The sequence below is a fragment of the Bacillus sp. UNC41MFS5 genome (genome assembly GCF_000686805.1).
Genome location: NZ_KK366017.1, coordinates 620,006 through 636,620, shown reverse-complemented (window position 1 = coordinate 636,620; position 16,615 = coordinate 620,006). Strand labels below are relative to the sequence as shown.

The window sequence follows — 16,615 nt, the reverse complement described above, 5'->3', positions numbered from 1 at the left end:
ATCCAGTTATTCTTCTTCTCTTTTTTCTAAAGGCTTTTCATCCTTATGCAGTTGATGGAGAAGTGTATCGATTCGATTCCCGTAATCGATTGATTCATCCCATTCAAAGATGATCTCAGGGGTTTTTCGAAGGCGAATTCGGTGGCCAATCTCGGTCCGAATAAAGCCTTTCGCTTTGGCTAGCCCCTTTAAAGTATTTTCCCTTTGTTCTTCATCACCTAATACGGAAATATATACTTTGGCTTGTTGTAAATCACCTGTTACTTCAACATCGGTAACCGTAACAAAACCAATACGAGGGTCTTTAATTTTACGACCGATGATGTCACCCAGTTCTTTCTTCATTTGTTCTCCAACACGATTTGCTCTGTGGCTCATCATATTCACCTCTTAACTTAAAGCCATTCAATCTCGGTGATTGTTCTCTCTATTTCTGGAAAGGAGTCAATTAATTTTAACGCATTATTCAACTCATGTTCCGTGCTTACACGAGTGGAAGTGACGACAACGATCGCAATTTTCGTTCGCTGCCACACATCCTGAAAGCCTACTTCAGCTACAGAAACATTAAATTTCTGTTTTAAGCGAGTTAGGATTCTTTGCAAAACTGCTCGTTTCTCTTTTAACGAATGCGCATCATAGATCATACATTCGCATTCAGCAGCACCTATGATCATTTACGTTCAATTTCTTCCATTACATATGCTTCAATAATGTCTCCTTCTTTAACATCATTAAAGTTTTTAATGGTAATTCCACATTCGTACCCTTGTGCTACCTCTTTTACGTCATCTTTAAAACGTTTTAAGGCATCGATATTACCTTCAAAAGTGACGACGCCGTTACGAATTAAACGAATACCGCTATCACGGGTAATTTTCCCATCGGTCACATAAGACCCAGCAATGGTACCAACCTTAGAGACTTTGAAAGTCTGGCGAATTTCAGCTTGACCGATAATTTTCTCTTGGAATTCAGGATCAAGCATCCCTTTCATAGCTGCTTCAATCTCTTCAATTACTTTATAAATAATGCGGTGAAGACGAACGTCAACTTTCTCAGCTTCTGCTGCACGTTTCGCATTAACATCTGGGCGGACGTTAAAACCGATGACGATAGCATTCGATGCAGCGGCAAGACTAATATCCGACTCATTAATCGCACCAGCGCCACTATGAATAATTCTGATGTTGACACCTTCAACATCTATTTTCTGTAATGAAGCGGCAACGGCTTCAGCAGAACCTTGAACATCTGCTTTTAAGATGATATTTAGGTCCTTCATTTCACCTTGCTTCAATTGATCAAATAGCGTTTCTAGACTGACAATCGATTTTTCACCACGTTGGGCTACCAATGCAGTTTGAGCTCTTGCTTCCCCAACTTGACGTGCAGTTTTTTCATCTTCAAATACAACGAAACGGTCCCCTGCCTGCGGCACGTCATTAAGTCCAGTTATTTCAACCGGTGTGGATGGACCTGCTTCTTTCACGCGGCGGCCTTTGTCATTTACCATCGCACGTACACGACCGAACGTGTTACCAACTACGATTGGATCACCAATTTTTAATGTTCCGTTTTGGACAAGTAAAGTTGCAACAGAGCCACGGCCCTTATCCAATTGAGCTTCAATAACAGTACCTACAGCTTTTCGATTTGGATTAGCTTTATATTCCTCTACCTCACCAACAAGAAGGATCATTTCTAATAAATTATCGATACCTTCACCTGTTTTTGCAGATAGTGGAACAAAGATAGTATCCCCGCCCCAAGCCTCTGAAACTAAACCATGTTCTGTTAATTCCTGCATCACACGGTCTGCATTGGCAGCTTCTTTGTCCATTTTATTCACTGCGACAATAATTGGAACCTCAGCAGCTTTCGCATGGTTAATCGCTTCAACCGTTTGTGGCATAACACCATCATCAGCAGCTACGACAAGAATGGTAATATCCGTAATTTTAGCTCCGCGAGCACGCATTGTCGTAAAGGCAGCGTGTCCTGGAGTATCAAGGAAGGTTATTTTTTTGCCGTTTTCAACGACTTGATACGCACCAATATGTTGAGTAATCCCACCAGCTTCACCTTCTGTTACCTTTGTGTTACGAATGGAATCAAGCAAGGTTGTTTTCCCGTGGTCAACGTGACCCATAATAGTGACAACAGAAGGTCTCTCAATTAGAGAATCCTCTTCATCTTCAGTAAAATAAACTTCAAGGTCAGTGGTATCCACTTTAATTTCTTCTTCAACCTCAACGCCATATTCACTAGCAATTAATTCAATCGCATCTTTATCTAATACCTGGTTAATTGTTGCCATTACTCCAAGTAAAAAGAGCTTTTTAATAATTTCAGAAGGCTCACGATAAATCTTTTTCGCTAACTCACCCACTGTTAGAGATTCACTAAAAGTAATTTTAGCTGGAAGTTCTTTCTCTTTTTTCTTTTGTGGTTGTGTTTGTTGAACTGGCGTATGAGTCTTCTTCTTTTTATTATTATTATTATTATTGCGATTTTGATTATTATTATAAGGTCTGGACTTTGCTTTATCAGCATTATTGAAGACCTTATTCTCTTTGGATTGATTTTCCTGGTTTTGCTTTTTGCCTTCTACCGCTTTTGGAGGCGAGACCACTTTTACTTTCGTTGGAGCAACATTATTATCAGCTGCTTCTTCAAATGCTTTTGCCGTTTTGGTTTGCACTTGCGGTCTTTGGGCCGACTGAGCAGGCCTTTGGCTTGAACGTTGCTGCTGTTGCCCTGGACGTGAGTTAGTTCGTTGTGACTGCTGTCCATTTTGTTTATTCTCTTGTTTTTGTTGTGGTGTGTTGTTTTCTTTTTTGCTGAATGCTGCGTCAAGCTTTTTAACGTCTGCGTCTTCTATTGTTGCCATATGATTAGAGACCTCTATATTCATTTCTTTTAGTTTTGTGATGATTTCTTTACTTGAAATGTTGTGTTTTTTTGCGTATTCATATACACGTATTTTACTCATCTTTTCACCCCCGCTAGATTTAATCGAGCAACGTTACCATTTTTTTTGCAAAGCCATCATCCAGTACAGCTACAACAACGCGGGCTTCCTTGCCAATCGCTTGGCCAAGAAGATGACGATTTTCCACAAATTTATATGGAACCTCATACGAATTACACTTATCAGTAATTTTTTTTGTCGTATTTGCAGAAGCATCTGCTGATAATAAAATGAGTCGTGCTTTTCCGCTTTGAATCTGCTTCACGGTTAGCTCCTCACCTGATATGATTTTACGTGCTCGATTGGCCAAGCCAAGCAATGACATCCATTGATTCTCTTTCATTTGGATTGTCAATTCTCCTTCTCTATAAGCTCAAGTAGCTCTTCGTATAACGAATCATTTATAGAAACCTGTAAGTGATTAGATAGGGTATTTTTTTTCTTGGCAAGTAAGACTGCTTCCTTGTCCTTTGAAAGGTAGGCACCTCTTCCGGATTTCTTTCCCGTCAGGTCGATGGATACATCCCCTTCTTTTGAGCGAACGATGCGAACTAGTTCTTTTTTCGGCTTCATTTCACCGGTTGCTACACACTTACGCATAGGAACTTTTTTCTTTTGGTTCACTCATCATTCACCTCACTTTTTATTCTAGCTCTTCTTCAAAATCGAAGTCATTTTCAACTTGATCATCAAAAAGCCTAATGGTTTCTTCACGCGGATAGATACCAATTTCGCGTGCATCTGTTTCTGATTTAATATCAATTTTCCAGCCTGTTAATTTCGCTGCTAGGCGGGCATTTTGTCCACGTTTACCAATTGCCAATGAAAGTTGATAATCAGGAACAACAACAGTGGTTGCTTTTTCATTTTCATTCACCATAACATCTAACACTTTAGAAGGACTAAGTGAATTTGCTACAAAAACAACCGGATCCGCTGACCACTTAACTATATCTATTTTCTCACCTTTTAATTCATTAACTACCGCTTGAACCCTTGCTCCTTTAGGTCCAACACAAGAACCAACAGGATCTACCTCAGAATTATCTGAATGAACAGAGATTTTCGATCGGTCTCCTGCTTCACGGGCAACTGATTTAATTTCAACCGTGCCGTCATAAATTTCCGGCACTTCAATCTCAAACAGACGTTTTAAGAGGCCTGGATGTGTCCGGGAAACAAATATCTGAGGACCTTTGGTCGTTTTTTCTACTTTTGTGATAAATACTTTGATTCGATCATGAGGTTTATAGCGTTCATTAGGCATCTGCTCATTCACTGGGAGTAAGGCCTCGATTTTCCCAAGACTTACATAAATGAATTTGGAGTCCAGTCTTTGAACAATACCAGTCATAATATCTTCTTCACGGTCAATAAATTCTGAATAAATAATTCCTCGTTCCGCTTCTCTAACACGCTGGGTAACCACTTGCTTAGCTGTTTGAGCTGCAATCCGTCCGAAATCTTTAGGAGTGACTTCCATTTCGACAACATCTTCAACTTGATAATTTGGCGAGATTTGTCTAGCATCCTCTAATGAAATTTCAAGACGGGGGTCAAATACTTGATCGACCACTTCTTTTCTAGCAAAAACACGCATCGATCCTGTCTTTAAATTTAAATCAATCCGTACATTCTGTGCCTGGTTAAAATTACGGCGATATGCCGAAACAAGGGCTGCTTCAATTGCATCAATGATAACATCTCTGGAAATACCTTTTTCTCTTTCCAGTATATTAAGAGCATCTAATAATTCGCTGCTCATCTTTGTGTATCCCCCTATCATTTCCTATAATTTCATTACGAAAAAGTAACCGCTAATCGTGCATTTGCTACCTTTTCATAGGGAAGTTCAATCGTCTTCTTACGGGTCTTTATTTTCATTTCAATTTTTAAATGTTGTCCATCAAATTCTAATAAGGTCCCTTCAAAGCTTTTTTCCCCATCGATTGGTTCATAAGTTTTGATAAATACGTTTTTACCGATTGCTTTTTGAAAGTCTTTATCTTTTTTTAATGGACGCTCTGCCCCAGGTGAAGAAACTTCAAGAAAATAATTATGGGGAATCGGATCAAGCTCATCGAGTTTTTCGCTGAGTTTTTCGCTAACGAGTCCGCAATCTTCAATATCAACACCATTGTCTTTATCGATATATACGCGTAGAAACCAACTTTTACCTTCTTTCACATACTCAATTTCCACTAATTCTAATCCAAGTTCTTGAAAAATAGGTGCAGCCAATTCTTCTACAACTTCCGTTACCTTGCTCATGCTTTACCTCCTTTTCCGATAATTTCACCCATATTGTATGTAGTTCACGGAAAGTTTTATCAAGTTATACTAAGAAAAAAAGTCGTATACAAAAAGGAAAGAGCGGGTTTCCCCACTCTTGTTCACGAGAGTATTTCTTAGTATTTCCAATAAAACTATACCATAACCATCATTTTTATGCAAATAGCTTCGCCGTTTGTCAAGTATTTTCCTATTTAAAACAACGATAACTGGTTTTGCTCTGGAAGGGATGCGAGGCACCCCTGTTTGTCCAAATATTCAAGGATAGTTTTAGATACTTTTCCGCGCTGTTGTAAATCTTCTTTAGATAAAAACTCTCCTGATTCCCGAGCTTTGACTATATTATAGGCCGCATTAGTTCCGAGACCAGGAATCGAATTAAATGGCGGTATTAAGGTATTGCCTTCAATGATGAATTCAGATGCAGAAGATTTATATAAATCGTAGTTTTGGAATACAAATCCTCTTTCTGTCATTTCTAATGCTAGTTCTAAAACCGTCAATAAGTTTTTCTCTTTGTTTGATGCTTCCAAACCTTTAGCATTGATTTCCTCAATTTTAGCCCGAATTGCTTCTGAACCGCGCGACATCGCTTCAATGTCAAAGTCTTCAGCACGAACAGTAAAGTAAGCGGCGTAATATAGAAGCGGCAAATGCACCTTGAAATAGGCAATTCTAACTGCCATAAGTACATAGGCAGCCGCGTGTGCTTTAGGGAACATATACTTGATTTTCTTACAGGAGTCGATGTACCATTCCGGAACCTCGTTTTTCCTCATCTCAGCTTCCATTTCTTCACTTAAACCTTTACCTTTACGAACGGATTCCATAATTTTAAAAGCAAAGGAAGGGTCCAACCCCTGATAAATAAGGTAGACCATGATATCATCCCGGCAGCCAATTACTTCACTTAGATTACATGTTTTATTATGGATTAATTCCTGAGCATTCCCGAGCCATACATCGGTACCATGAGACAGACCTGAGATCTGCACTAATTCAGAAAAAGTAGTTGGTTTTGTATCTTCAAGCATCTGACGTACAAATCGAGTCCCAAACTCTGGAATACCCAGTGTACCCGTTTTACACATGATCTGTTGTTCTGTAACGCCTAATGACTCAGTGCCGCTGAATATCTTCATAACTTCAGGGTCGTCAGTTGGGATTGTTTTTGGATCCATTCCGCTCAGATCCTGAAGCATCCTAATGACTGTCGGGTCGTCGTGCCCAAGAATATCTAGCTTTAAGACATTATCATGGATGGAATGGAAATCGAAATGGGTTGTCTTCCATTCAGAATTTCTATCATCAGCTGGGAATTGAATCGGTGAAAAATCATAAACATCCATGTAATCAGGGATTACGATAATCCCCCCCGGGTGCTGTCCGGTTGTCCTTTTAACACCTGTACAGCCTGAAGCTAGTCGTTCCACTTCAGCACCGCGGAGTTGAAGATTGTTATCCTGCTGATATGCTTTCACATAACCAAAAGCTGTTTTATCGGCAACCGTGCCAATCGTCCCTGCACGATAAACATATTCTTCTCCGAAAAGAACCTTTGTATAGTTATGGGCACGCGGCTGGTATTCACCCGAGAAGTTTAAATCGATATCGGGAACCTTGTCCCCTTTAAATCCAAGAAACGTTTCGAACGGAATATCGTGTCCGTCCTTATGGTATTTCCCTCCGCATTGCGGGCAATCTTTATCAGGTAAATCAAAACCAGACCCAACCGACCCATCGTTAAAGAACTCTGAATGCTTACAGGTTGGACATACATAATGTGGCGGCAGTGGGTTTACTTCGGTAATTTCTGTCATAGTCGCAACCAGTGATGAACCGACAGACCCCCTTGAACCTACAAGATAGCCGTCATCCAATGATTTTTTTACTAGCTTATGTGAAATCAAATAAATAACCGCAAACCCATGCCCAATAATACTTTTCAATTCTTTTTCTAACCGGGCTTCAACAATTTCTGGCAAGTTATCACCGTAAATCTTCCGTGCCATTGCGTAACTCATTTCGCGCATTTCTTCATCGGCACCCTCAATTTTCGGTGTATACAAATCATCTTTAATTGGTTTAATGACTTCAATCATATCAGCAATTTTATTTGTGTTCGTGACGACAATTTCTTTTGCTTTCTCTTTTCCTAAAAATGAAAAGGCATCAAGCATTTCATTGGTTGTTCTAAAGTGAACATCTGGAAGTTGATGACGGTTGAGCGGATTCGCTCCCCCTTGCGAATTAATTAATATTTTGCGATAAATTTTATCATTTTCGTTAAGGTAATGAACATTTCCTGTGGCAACGACTGGAAGTCCTAATTTATCTCCCAAGTTAACGATTTTCGCAATAATATCTTCCATTGCTTTTTCATCGCTCACCAATTCCATTTCAATTAACGGTGCATTGACTTCTTTTGGCATGACTTCAATGTAATCATAAAAGCGGGCAGCGCCTTCCACTTCCTCAGGAGACTTTTGCATCATCCCTTCAAATACTTCCCCTTTATTACATCCGGAGCCAACAAGAATCCCTTCTCTGTATTTTTGTAAAACAGATCGAGGCAATCGAGGGACGCGATAAAAGTATTCAAGGTGAGAAATGGATACAAGTTTAAACAGGTTCTTTAACCCTGCTTGAGTTTGGGTTAACAATGTACAGTGATATGGACGTGCCCGTTGGTAGGCATTACCTTTACCCATGTTATCATTAAATTGATCATGGTATTCAATTCCTTTTTCAAGTGAATCTTTTAACATTTTCAATAGCAAATAACCAGTGGCCTCTGCATCATATATCGCACGGTGATGCTGGGTTAATTCAATATCAAACTTCTTAGTTAGTGTATTTAGACGATGGTTTTTCATCTCAGGATAGAGGAAACGTCCAAGTTCAAGTGTATCAATAACAGGATTCTTTGCCTTGTCATAGCCTATTTTTCTATATCCGACATTGAGGAAACCCATATCAAAGGAAGCATTATGGGCTACAAGTACAGCATCTCCAGCCCACTCACTAAAATTCCGAAGAACTTCCTCTATTTCCGGTGCAGTTTGGACCATATCATCGGTAATTCCAGTGAGGTTAATAGTGGTTGCCGATAAACGGTGATGCGGATTGGCAAAGGATTCAAACCGGTCAATGATTTCCCCATCATGTATTTTTACCGCGGCTAGTTCGATAATTGTGTTATACACGGCTGAAAGACCAGTCGTTTCAACGTCAAAAACGACATAAGTATCCTCGGTAAGCTGACGGTGCGCATCATTATAAGCGATTGGCACTCCATCATCTACTAAGTTTACTTCAACGCCATAAAGAATTTTTATATCATTTTTCTTCCCTGCACCATATGCTTCAGGAAAGGATTGAGCAACGGCGTGATCGGTTACGGCAATCGCTTTATGCCCCCATTTGCTCGCCTGGGCAATCAACACACTAACAGGTGTGACAGCATCCATTTGACTCATCGGGGTATGAAGATGGAGTTCTACCCGTTTTTCATCTTCAGGAGCCGTATCCTTCCGACCTGCTGGTTTGATCTCATTGATATCATTTCCTATCATAACGAGGTCACGGACAAAGGTATCATTTTGAATGCTCCCTCGAACCTTTACCCACATCCCCTTCTTGACTAATTGGAAGAGAGCAGCGTCCTCTTTGTCTCGTGAAAACATTTTTACCATGATGGAACTTGTATAATCAGTTATTTTAAAGGTTAACAGAGACCTGCCGCTCCTGAGTTCACGAATCTCAGCATCAAAGATGTAACCTTCCACTGCTATTCTTCTTTCTTCATCGACAATATCAATCAAACTGCGGAAGTCGTTATTATCTTTAATCGTAAGGCCAATAGTAAGTGGTCCAGATGGCAGATCACCCGAAGCTTGATCCTTTTCAGCTTCTTTTTTCTGCAATTCTACCATTGCCTGCAGTCCGCGTTCTTGATCTTCTTTTTGCTTAGCAAGTAAAAATTGTTGGTATTCATCACTTTTTTCTACATTTTTCAGGTCCGTCTCTATTGAAAGGCCAGGAAACCCGAACGATTGATATATATTTGAGATTATCTCTCCATATTTCCTCTTTAACGCAAGTCCCTCTGTATCGTTACGAACCGTAATCGTTAGTTTATTTCCATTCACTTCAGGGAGTTGTTCATGTAAAAGTTTTAAAAGCGGCGGAGCAATCCCATCAATTTGCTGAATGCTATAACTCCAATAATCTCGTATTAATTCCGATGAAATGGTTTGATTTGTTACATTAATATGGAAAGATATCGTGGCAATGTTTGAAAATGTCCGTTCAAGTTGTGTCGTAAACAGAACATAGATATTATAGGGAAGGATATTTTCGAATAAAAATTGAAAATGCCACTTTCGATTCTTTTTTTCAACTAATAACCTATCTATTTGCGCATTATTGAAATGCACTACAACAGCATCCTCGATTAATTGCAGCTGCTGGAGCAAGAGTTGGAATCGCTCTTTTTTGCCTGGGGCATGTTCGCTCATCGTTCTCTCTCCCATCTATTAAAAATCACTAATTTTTATCTCGTCAAAAAATAATTATATCATATGAGTTGAATGGATTCGTCTTTATTCGACAGAAAAAATTCTCCATTTTAGGTAAAATAGTTTTCCTAAAAACAAATGAAGGGACCGTATAGACGGCCCCAAAAAAATTCATTAATATTTACATATTACAGAAAGAACCTTTGAATATCATTCCATGTGACAACAAGCATGAGCAGCATTAGGAGGGCAAATCCTATAAAATGGACCATCCCTTCCTTTTGACGATCAATTGGCTTCCCTCTGACAGCTTCAACAGCAAAAAACATCAATCTGCCGCCATCAAGAGCGGGAATAGGTAATAAGTTCATAATTCCTAAGTTAATGCTTAATATCCCGGCCCACTTCATTAAATAATAAATTCCCGATTTAGCAACAGAATCTGTAGCTTGGTAAATACCAACCGGTCCGGAAAGAGCATCGATTGAAAATTGTCCCGTGACTAATTTACCTACCATCACAAAAATCTGCTTGGTCCAGAAATAGGTTTCTGTGAATCCTGCTTTTACCGCTTGAATGGGTGATTTTTCAACTGGACTATATACACCAATCAGTCCGATTTTCTTTCCTTCCACCGTTTTTTCAATCGGGGTTACTGTGATATCTAAATCCTTGTTGTCACGGCGAATTGAAAAATCGAGTTTTTCATTTGGGTTTTTCCGAATAACTTCCACCACATCAGACCAACTAGTTATTTCTGAACCATTGATTGTCTGTATTAGATCGCCTTTTTTAAGACCTGCAGCCATTGCTGCCCCTTCAGGAGTGATTTCACCTAACTTAGGTTCATTCGTAGGAACACCTTGAATAAAAGCAATAATAATAAATACAATGAATGCAAGTACAAAATTCATCATTGGTCCAGCAAAAATAGCCATTGTTCTTTGCCCTAATGTTTTTGAACCAAATTGACGATCAATGGGAGCAATCTGTGATTCGACACCATTTTCTACGATAACTGCTTTTGGGTCAATGGAAAATGTTTTTAATTCCTCATCCTCATCGTCGGGAAATCCTTTAATGATTAAATCTTTTTCAATATCAGCATATTCCACTTCAACAATCCGGCAATTAGGAAATTTTTCTTTATTATTCAAGATGATTTTATTTACTTTCTCATCTTTATCAAACAACAGGCCAATTCGATATCCAGGCTTAATTTCAATAATTTCTGGGTCTTCGCCTGCCATACGGACAAATCCGCCAATCGGAAGTAAGCGAATAGTATAAGTCGTCTCCCCTTTTTTATGAGAAAATACCTTTGGCCCAAAACCTATGGCAAATTCACGGCATAATATACCTGCCCTTTTTGCGAAAATCAAATGACCTAATTCATGAAAGAATACGAGCGCGCCAAAAATCACAATAAAGGCAATAACTGTAGTCAAATTAAAACCACCTTTTTTTATAGAAGTGAACGTACATACTCTCTTGTTTCTGTATCTATCTCTTGGATTGCTGATAAGCTAGGGTGATTCACGATTTGGTGCGTAGTTAATGCCTTTTCAATCAAATCTTCAATTTGCAAGAAATGGATTTTTCCTGCTAGAAATGCTGCAACTGCCACTTCATTAGCCGCATTTAATACCGTAGGCATCGAGCCCCCTTTTTTTCCTGCTTCATAGGCAAACCCGAGACAGCGAAATCTTGCAACATCCATTTCCTGAAAATGCAATTTCCCAATGCTTGCTAAATCCAAACGTTTTGATGTAGGTAATGGTAAGCGATCAGGATAAGTGAGTGCAAATTGGATAGGTACTCTCATATCTGGTGTACCTAACTGGGCAATTATACTGCTATCATGGAATTCAACCATTGAATGGATGATGCTTTCTTTATGAAGTAGTACATCAATCTTTTCATATGGCATATTAAAGAGCCAGTGTGCTTCAATTACTTCCAAACCTTTATTCATCATCGATGCCGAATCAATGGTGATTTTAGCTCCCATTGACCAATTTGGATGGTTTAAAGCTTGTTCCACGGTAACATTTTTCAATTCTTGCCGAGATCGATCACGAAAGCTTCCACCTGAAGCAGTAAGAATTAATCTTTCAATGTTTTTTTCTTTCTCCCCCTGCAAGGCTTGAAAAATGGCAGAATGCTCACTATCGACAGGAAGGAGTGTAACTTTATTTCTTTTAGCAGCATCCATTACTAAATGGCCAGCAGTTACAAGAGTTTCTTTATTAGCAATCGCGATGACTTTCCCACTCTCAATCGCTTGCAGCGTTGGGTTTAAACCCACACTTCCAATAACAGCATTGACAAGGATATCTGCTTTATCATAAACAGCAGCCTCAATAAGTCCTTCCTGACCAAATGTAAACTTAATAGTAGGGAATTCTGCTTTTAATGTACGACAGTCATGATAGTCTTGTACAGAAACAAGCTCTGGTTGAAACTCAACAATTGTTTTTCGAGCCAAATCAATATTTTTCCCAACAGAAATGGCTGACACTCTAAATTCAGTTGGATGCTCACGAATAATATCTAACGTTTGAGTGCCGATCGATCCTGTTGCACCCAATAAACTAATCTTTTTCAATAAGGTCAACTCCTAAATGTGAAGCACTTACGCTTTATAACCAAAGGTGAAACAGATGAAGCAAGGGCCAAACAAATAATAGGCTGTCAAATCGGTCAAGAATCCCCCCGTGACCCGGCAAGATATTTCCAGAGTCTTTCACATTGAAATGACGCTTAAAAGCAGATTCAACTAAGTCACCGATTTGTCCAAAAACAGATAGAACAACTGTAATTCCCATTAATGATAAGAGACCGACATTGATGTCAGAAATGATTGCAAAGAGAACTGCAATCAAAACAGCACAAGCAACACCGCCAATTGATCCTTCCACTGTTTTATTGGGGCTAATTTCCGGCCATAGTTTTGTTTTTCCAAGAGCCTTTCCAATAAAATATGCCCCTGAATCGGTAGCCCAGATCATAAATAAAGAATACAAGATAAAAACGAGGCCGCCGTCTTGTCTTGTTTCAAAGAAAAAGTAAAAACCAATCCCTACATAAATAGCAGACAAGATTGAAAATGAAACATCTTCAAATGTAAATTGATTCTTGGTAATGACTGTAAAGGTAAGTAACAATAGAATTAAAGCAATACATATCTCCATTTTTGAATAATAAAATGAATCCAATATGTGATGATACTCCTCAGGGAAAAGTAGCACCCAAAGAAATAAAACTGTCAAAACACCATTTACAGAAAAAATATTAAGTTTTTTCATTTTCAATAATTCATACAAACCGATCGTCGCTAAAAAGTAGGTTAGCAATACCATTGGAAATCCACCAAAGTAAACGATGGGCAAAAAAAGTGCAGCTGCGATGACTCCTGTTATGATTCTTTGCTTCATTTAATTTTCAACACCTTTGTTGTACTATATACCACCAAACCGACGCTGTCGTTTTTGAAATGTTTCTATTGCTTCAAGTAAATGTTCCTCACTAAAATCTGGCCATAACACATCGGTAAACCAAAACTCTGAGTAAGCTAACTGCCAAAGCATAAAGTTACTTAGGCGGATTTCTCCACTCGTACGGATTAAAAGGTCTGGATCCGAAAAGTCTGCGGTCATTAGATAGGAAGAAAAGACTTTATCATCTAGGTCTGTCTCTTTTAGTTTACCACTTTTGCTATCATTTAAGACCTTCTTAACGGCATCAAGTATCTCTGCTCTACTCCCATAATTTAAAGCAAAGTTGAGAACTAACCCGTTGTTATCCTTTGTATCCTCAATAGCTTTTTCGATTGCACGCAGTGTATGTGGGGGAAGTTGATCTTTGTAACCCATCATTTTCACCTGTACATTTTCTGCAATCAAATCTGGAAGAAAAGTACCTAAAAACTCATCAGGAAGACTCATTATATACTCAACTTCATTCTTTGGTCTTTTCCAATTTTCAGTCGAAAACGCATATAATGTTAATGTCTTGATTCCAAGTTCATTTGCTAATTTCGTTGTTTTACGGACTACTTTCATACCTTCGTGATGACCAGCAATCCTTGGTAATGCTCGTTTTTTAGCCCAACGCCCGTTTCCATCCATAATAATCGCCACATGTTCAGGAACAGGCAATTTTTTTATTTCATCTATTTTATTTCGGAGTGTGGAAGAGGTATTTCGGTTCTTCCCAAGCCTTATTTTATTAAACATGACATTGCTCCTCTAATTAGTTAATCATTTCCTCCGAAAATAAATCAATCAATTCCATTGAAGCGTGTGTTGTTATGTAATGGACATTTCGGGGTAGCATGTTTTTATCATACCAAAAAAGCATTAAGATATCTCTATATATTAACATATGTAAAAATGAAGGAATTAAGAATTATCTTGTAGACAACTTTGACAATCCCTCAAAAAAGCTAATTATCAGTAATAAAATAGTGAAAAACCCCCTATACAGAGGGTTCATTAATTCTTTATACTTCCATAATTTCTTTTTCTTTATCTTTTGTGACTTGATCAACTTTACTAATGTATTCGTCAGTTAGCTTTTGAATATCATCAGAATGACCGCGAAGAGCATCCTCAGTAATTTCACCGCTCTTCTCAAGCTTTTTCAAATCATCATTACCGTCACGACGGATATTACGGATAGCTACTTTAGCTTCTTCTGAATACTTTTTAACTAACTTAACCAGTTCTTTACGGCGCTCTTCAGTCAATTGTGGGATTGCAAGACGGATTACCGTTCCGTCATTAGTAGGATTTAATCCTAAATCGGATTTGAGAATAGCTTTCTCAATATCACCAAGAATAGATTTATCATACGGTTGAATCACAATCAGTCTTGCTTCAGGTGTGGTAATTCCAGCCATTTGATTGACAGGGGTTGGTGCACCATAGTAATCAATTGTAATTCTATCTAATAATGAAGCACTTGCTCTTCCCGCTCGAATACTTGCAAGTTCACGTGAATATGACTGAATCGCTTTTGTCATACGATCTTTTGTCGTAGCAATGACCTGTTTCGGCATTAATGTTTCCCCCTAACAATTGTTCCTATCTTTTCACCCATAACGGCTCGTTTAATATTGCCCTGCTCCATAATTGAGAAAACAATTAATGGTATATCATTGTCCATACATAAAGACGAAGCAGTTGAGTCCATAACTGCTAATCCCTCTTTAAGGACATCAAGGAAAGATAGATCTTCATATTTGATTGCGTTAGCATCTAAACGCGGGTCAGCAGAGTAAACTCCATCGACATTATTTTTTGCCATCAAAATCACTTCAGCATCAATTTCTGCTGCTCGGAGTGCTGCAGTTGTATCAGTTGAGAAATATGGATTCCCTGTACCAGCCGCAAAAATGATTACACGTTTTTTTTCTAAGTGCCTAATCGCACGGCGTCTAATATAAGGTTCTGCCACTTGGCGCATTTCAATTGATGTTTGCACCCTCGATTCAATCCCTAAGTGCTCTAAGCTATCTTGTAGAGCTAAAGAATTCATTACAGTTGCAAGCATCCCCATATAATCAGCTGTTGCCCGGTCCATACCCATCTCACTGCCGATTTTACCACGCCAAATGTTACCACCGCCAACCACGACAGCAACTTCTACACCAAGTTCCGCTATTTCTTTCACTTGAATAGCAATTGATTTGATTACTGAAGGTTTAATACCAAAGCTCTCATCACCAGCTAGTGCTTCACCGCTCAACTTTAAAACTACGCGTTTGTACTTAGGACCGCTCATATAAACCTCCAATATGTATTATTTCTTCTTAAAAAAGGGAACACATAGTGTCCCCTATTTAATAGCTATTTCGTAATATTCCCTCTTGTTCAAGAATATTGCCGATTATTTTTTAATTTGATTCATAACTTCTTCTGCAAAGTTATCTTCACGTTTTTCGATGCCTTCTCCTACTTCATAACGAACGAATTCACGGATTGTAGCACCTTTAGATTCAACAAATTGACGTACTTTTTGATCAGGATTTTTAACAAAAGTTTGATCAAGAACACAAACATCTTCAAAATATTTTCCAAGGCGGCCTTCAACCATTTTTTCAACGATCTTTTCAGGCTTGCCTTCGTTTAGAGCTTGTTGAGTTAAAACTTGACGCTCATGCTCTACTTCGTCTTGTGAAACTTGGTCACGAGAAACATATTTTGGCTTAAGTGCAGCGATATGCATAGAAACATCTTTAGCAGCGTCTGCCTCTGTAGTACCTTCAAGAACAGATAACACAGAAATACGGCCACCCATATGAATGTATGCACCAAATGCATCGTTGTCAGTTTTTGATAAAACTGTAAAGCGACGAAGAGTTAATTTCTCACCAATCTTAGCAATCGCAGCATTGATATGGTCTGCTACAGTAGCGCCATTTTCCATTGTTTGAGCAGATGCTTCTTCAACAGATGCTGGGTTGTTTTTTAGAAGATGAGCAGCTAATTCTTTAACAAGTGCTTGGAACGCTTCGTTTTTCGCAACGAAATCTGTTTCAGAGTTTACTTCTAGAATAACTGCATTGTTTCCTTCAGTTACAACGTATGTTAACCCTTCTGCAGCGATACGGTCACCTTTTTTAGCCGCAGATGCAATTCCTTTTTCGCGTAAGAAGTCAATTGCTTTGTCCATATCACCATCTGTTTCAGTTAATGCTTTTTTACAATCCAACATACCAGCACCAGTTTTTTCACGTAATTCTTTTACCATTTGAGCAGTAATTGCCATAATATAAATTCCTCCTTTATTTTTCTATGTATCCATATCTTAGCCAATGACAGCT

15 protein-coding genes are annotated in these 16,615 nt (G+C 38.7%); all 15 read right to left on the bottom strand.

What is annotated here, in order from left to right:
- Positions 1-6 precede the first annotated feature (6 nt).
- Complete coding sequence (gene rbfA / locus BR30_RS0119530) at positions 7-378, bottom strand: 30S ribosome-binding factor RbfA (protein WP_026566472.1); 372 nt, start codon at positions 376-378, stop codon at positions 7-9.
- A 17-nt stretch (positions 379-395) separates the two neighbouring features.
- Entirely contained in the window at positions 396-677 is a 282-nt protein-coding gene (locus BR30_RS0119525; RefSeq protein WP_026566471.1) for a DUF503 domain-containing protein, read from the bottom strand.
- The gene (infB, locus tag BR30_RS0119520) at positions 674-2,995 is read right to left on the bottom strand and encodes a translation initiation factor IF-2 (protein ID WP_026566470.1); all 2,322 of its coding nucleotides are present in this window, start codon (positions 2,993-2,995) and stop codon (positions 674-676) included. Before infB ends, BR30_RS0119525 begins: the two co-directional genes overlap by 4 nt.
- A gap of 19 nt (positions 2,996-3,014) precedes the next feature.
- Positions 3,015-3,317, bottom strand: coding sequence for a YlxQ family RNA-binding protein (locus BR30_RS0119515; protein WP_026566469.1), 303 nt, complete (start codon positions 3,315-3,317; stop codon positions 3,015-3,017).
- An 8-nt stretch (positions 3,318-3,325) separates the two neighbouring features.
- Positions 3,326-3,598: an RNase P modulator RnpM gene (gene rnpM, locus BR30_RS0119510; RefSeq protein WP_026566468.1), complete on the bottom strand. Its 273-nt coding sequence runs from the start codon at positions 3,596-3,598 to the stop codon at positions 3,326-3,328.
- A 19-nt stretch (positions 3,599-3,617) separates the two neighbouring features.
- Positions 3,618-4,739, bottom strand: coding sequence for a transcription termination factor NusA (nusA, locus tag BR30_RS0119505; RefSeq protein WP_026566467.1), 1,122 nt, complete (start codon positions 4,737-4,739; stop codon positions 3,618-3,620).
- A gap of 35 nt (positions 4,740-4,774) precedes the next feature.
- Complete coding sequence (rimP, locus tag BR30_RS0119500) at positions 4,775-5,245, bottom strand: ribosome maturation factor RimP (protein ID WP_026566466.1); 471 nt, start codon at positions 5,243-5,245, stop codon at positions 4,775-4,777.
- Between the two features lie 215 nt (positions 5,246-5,460).
- The gene (locus BR30_RS0119495) at positions 5,461-9,786 is read right to left on the bottom strand and encodes a PolC-type DNA polymerase III (RefSeq protein WP_026566465.1); all 4,326 of its coding nucleotides are present in this window, start codon (positions 9,784-9,786) and stop codon (positions 5,461-5,463) included.
- 188 nt (positions 9,787-9,974) lie between these two features.
- Positions 9,975-11,234, bottom strand: coding sequence for an RIP metalloprotease RseP (rseP, locus tag BR30_RS0119490; RefSeq protein ID WP_026566464.1), 1,260 nt, complete (start codon positions 11,232-11,234; stop codon positions 9,975-9,977).
- Positions 11,235-11,251: 17 nt separating this feature from the next.
- Positions 11,252-12,394: a 1-deoxy-D-xylulose-5-phosphate reductoisomerase gene (gene dxr, locus BR30_RS0119485; protein ID WP_026566463.1), complete on the bottom strand. Its 1,143-nt coding sequence runs from the start codon at positions 12,392-12,394 to the stop codon at positions 11,252-11,254.
- Between the two features lie 34 nt (positions 12,395-12,428).
- Positions 12,429-13,223 carry a phosphatidate cytidylyltransferase gene (locus BR30_RS0119480; protein ID WP_026566462.1) on the bottom strand — a complete coding sequence of 265 codons (795 nt, stop codon included), beginning with the start codon at positions 13,221-13,223 and terminating at the stop codon, positions 12,429-12,431.
- Between the two features lie 24 nt (positions 13,224-13,247).
- Positions 13,248-14,024 (bottom strand): isoprenyl transferase, encoded by a 777-nt coding sequence (locus tag BR30_RS0119475; protein WP_026566461.1) that lies wholly within the window; start codon positions 14,022-14,024, stop codon positions 13,248-13,250.
- A 266-nt stretch (positions 14,025-14,290) separates the two neighbouring features.
- Positions 14,291-14,848, bottom strand: coding sequence for a ribosome recycling factor (frr, locus tag BR30_RS0119470; protein WP_026566460.1), 558 nt, complete (start codon positions 14,846-14,848; stop codon positions 14,291-14,293).
- Positions 14,848-15,573 carry a UMP kinase gene (gene pyrH, locus BR30_RS0119465; RefSeq protein ID WP_026566459.1) on the bottom strand — a complete coding sequence of 242 codons (726 nt, stop codon included), beginning with the start codon at positions 15,571-15,573 and terminating at the stop codon, positions 14,848-14,850. Before pyrH ends, frr begins: the two co-directional genes overlap by 1 nt.
- Positions 15,574-15,678: 105 nt before the next feature.
- A complete protein-coding gene (tsf, locus tag BR30_RS0119460) occupies positions 15,679-16,560 on the bottom strand; it encodes a translation elongation factor Ts (protein WP_026566458.1) in 882 nt (293 codons plus the stop codon).
- Positions 16,561-16,615 lie beyond the last annotated feature (55 nt).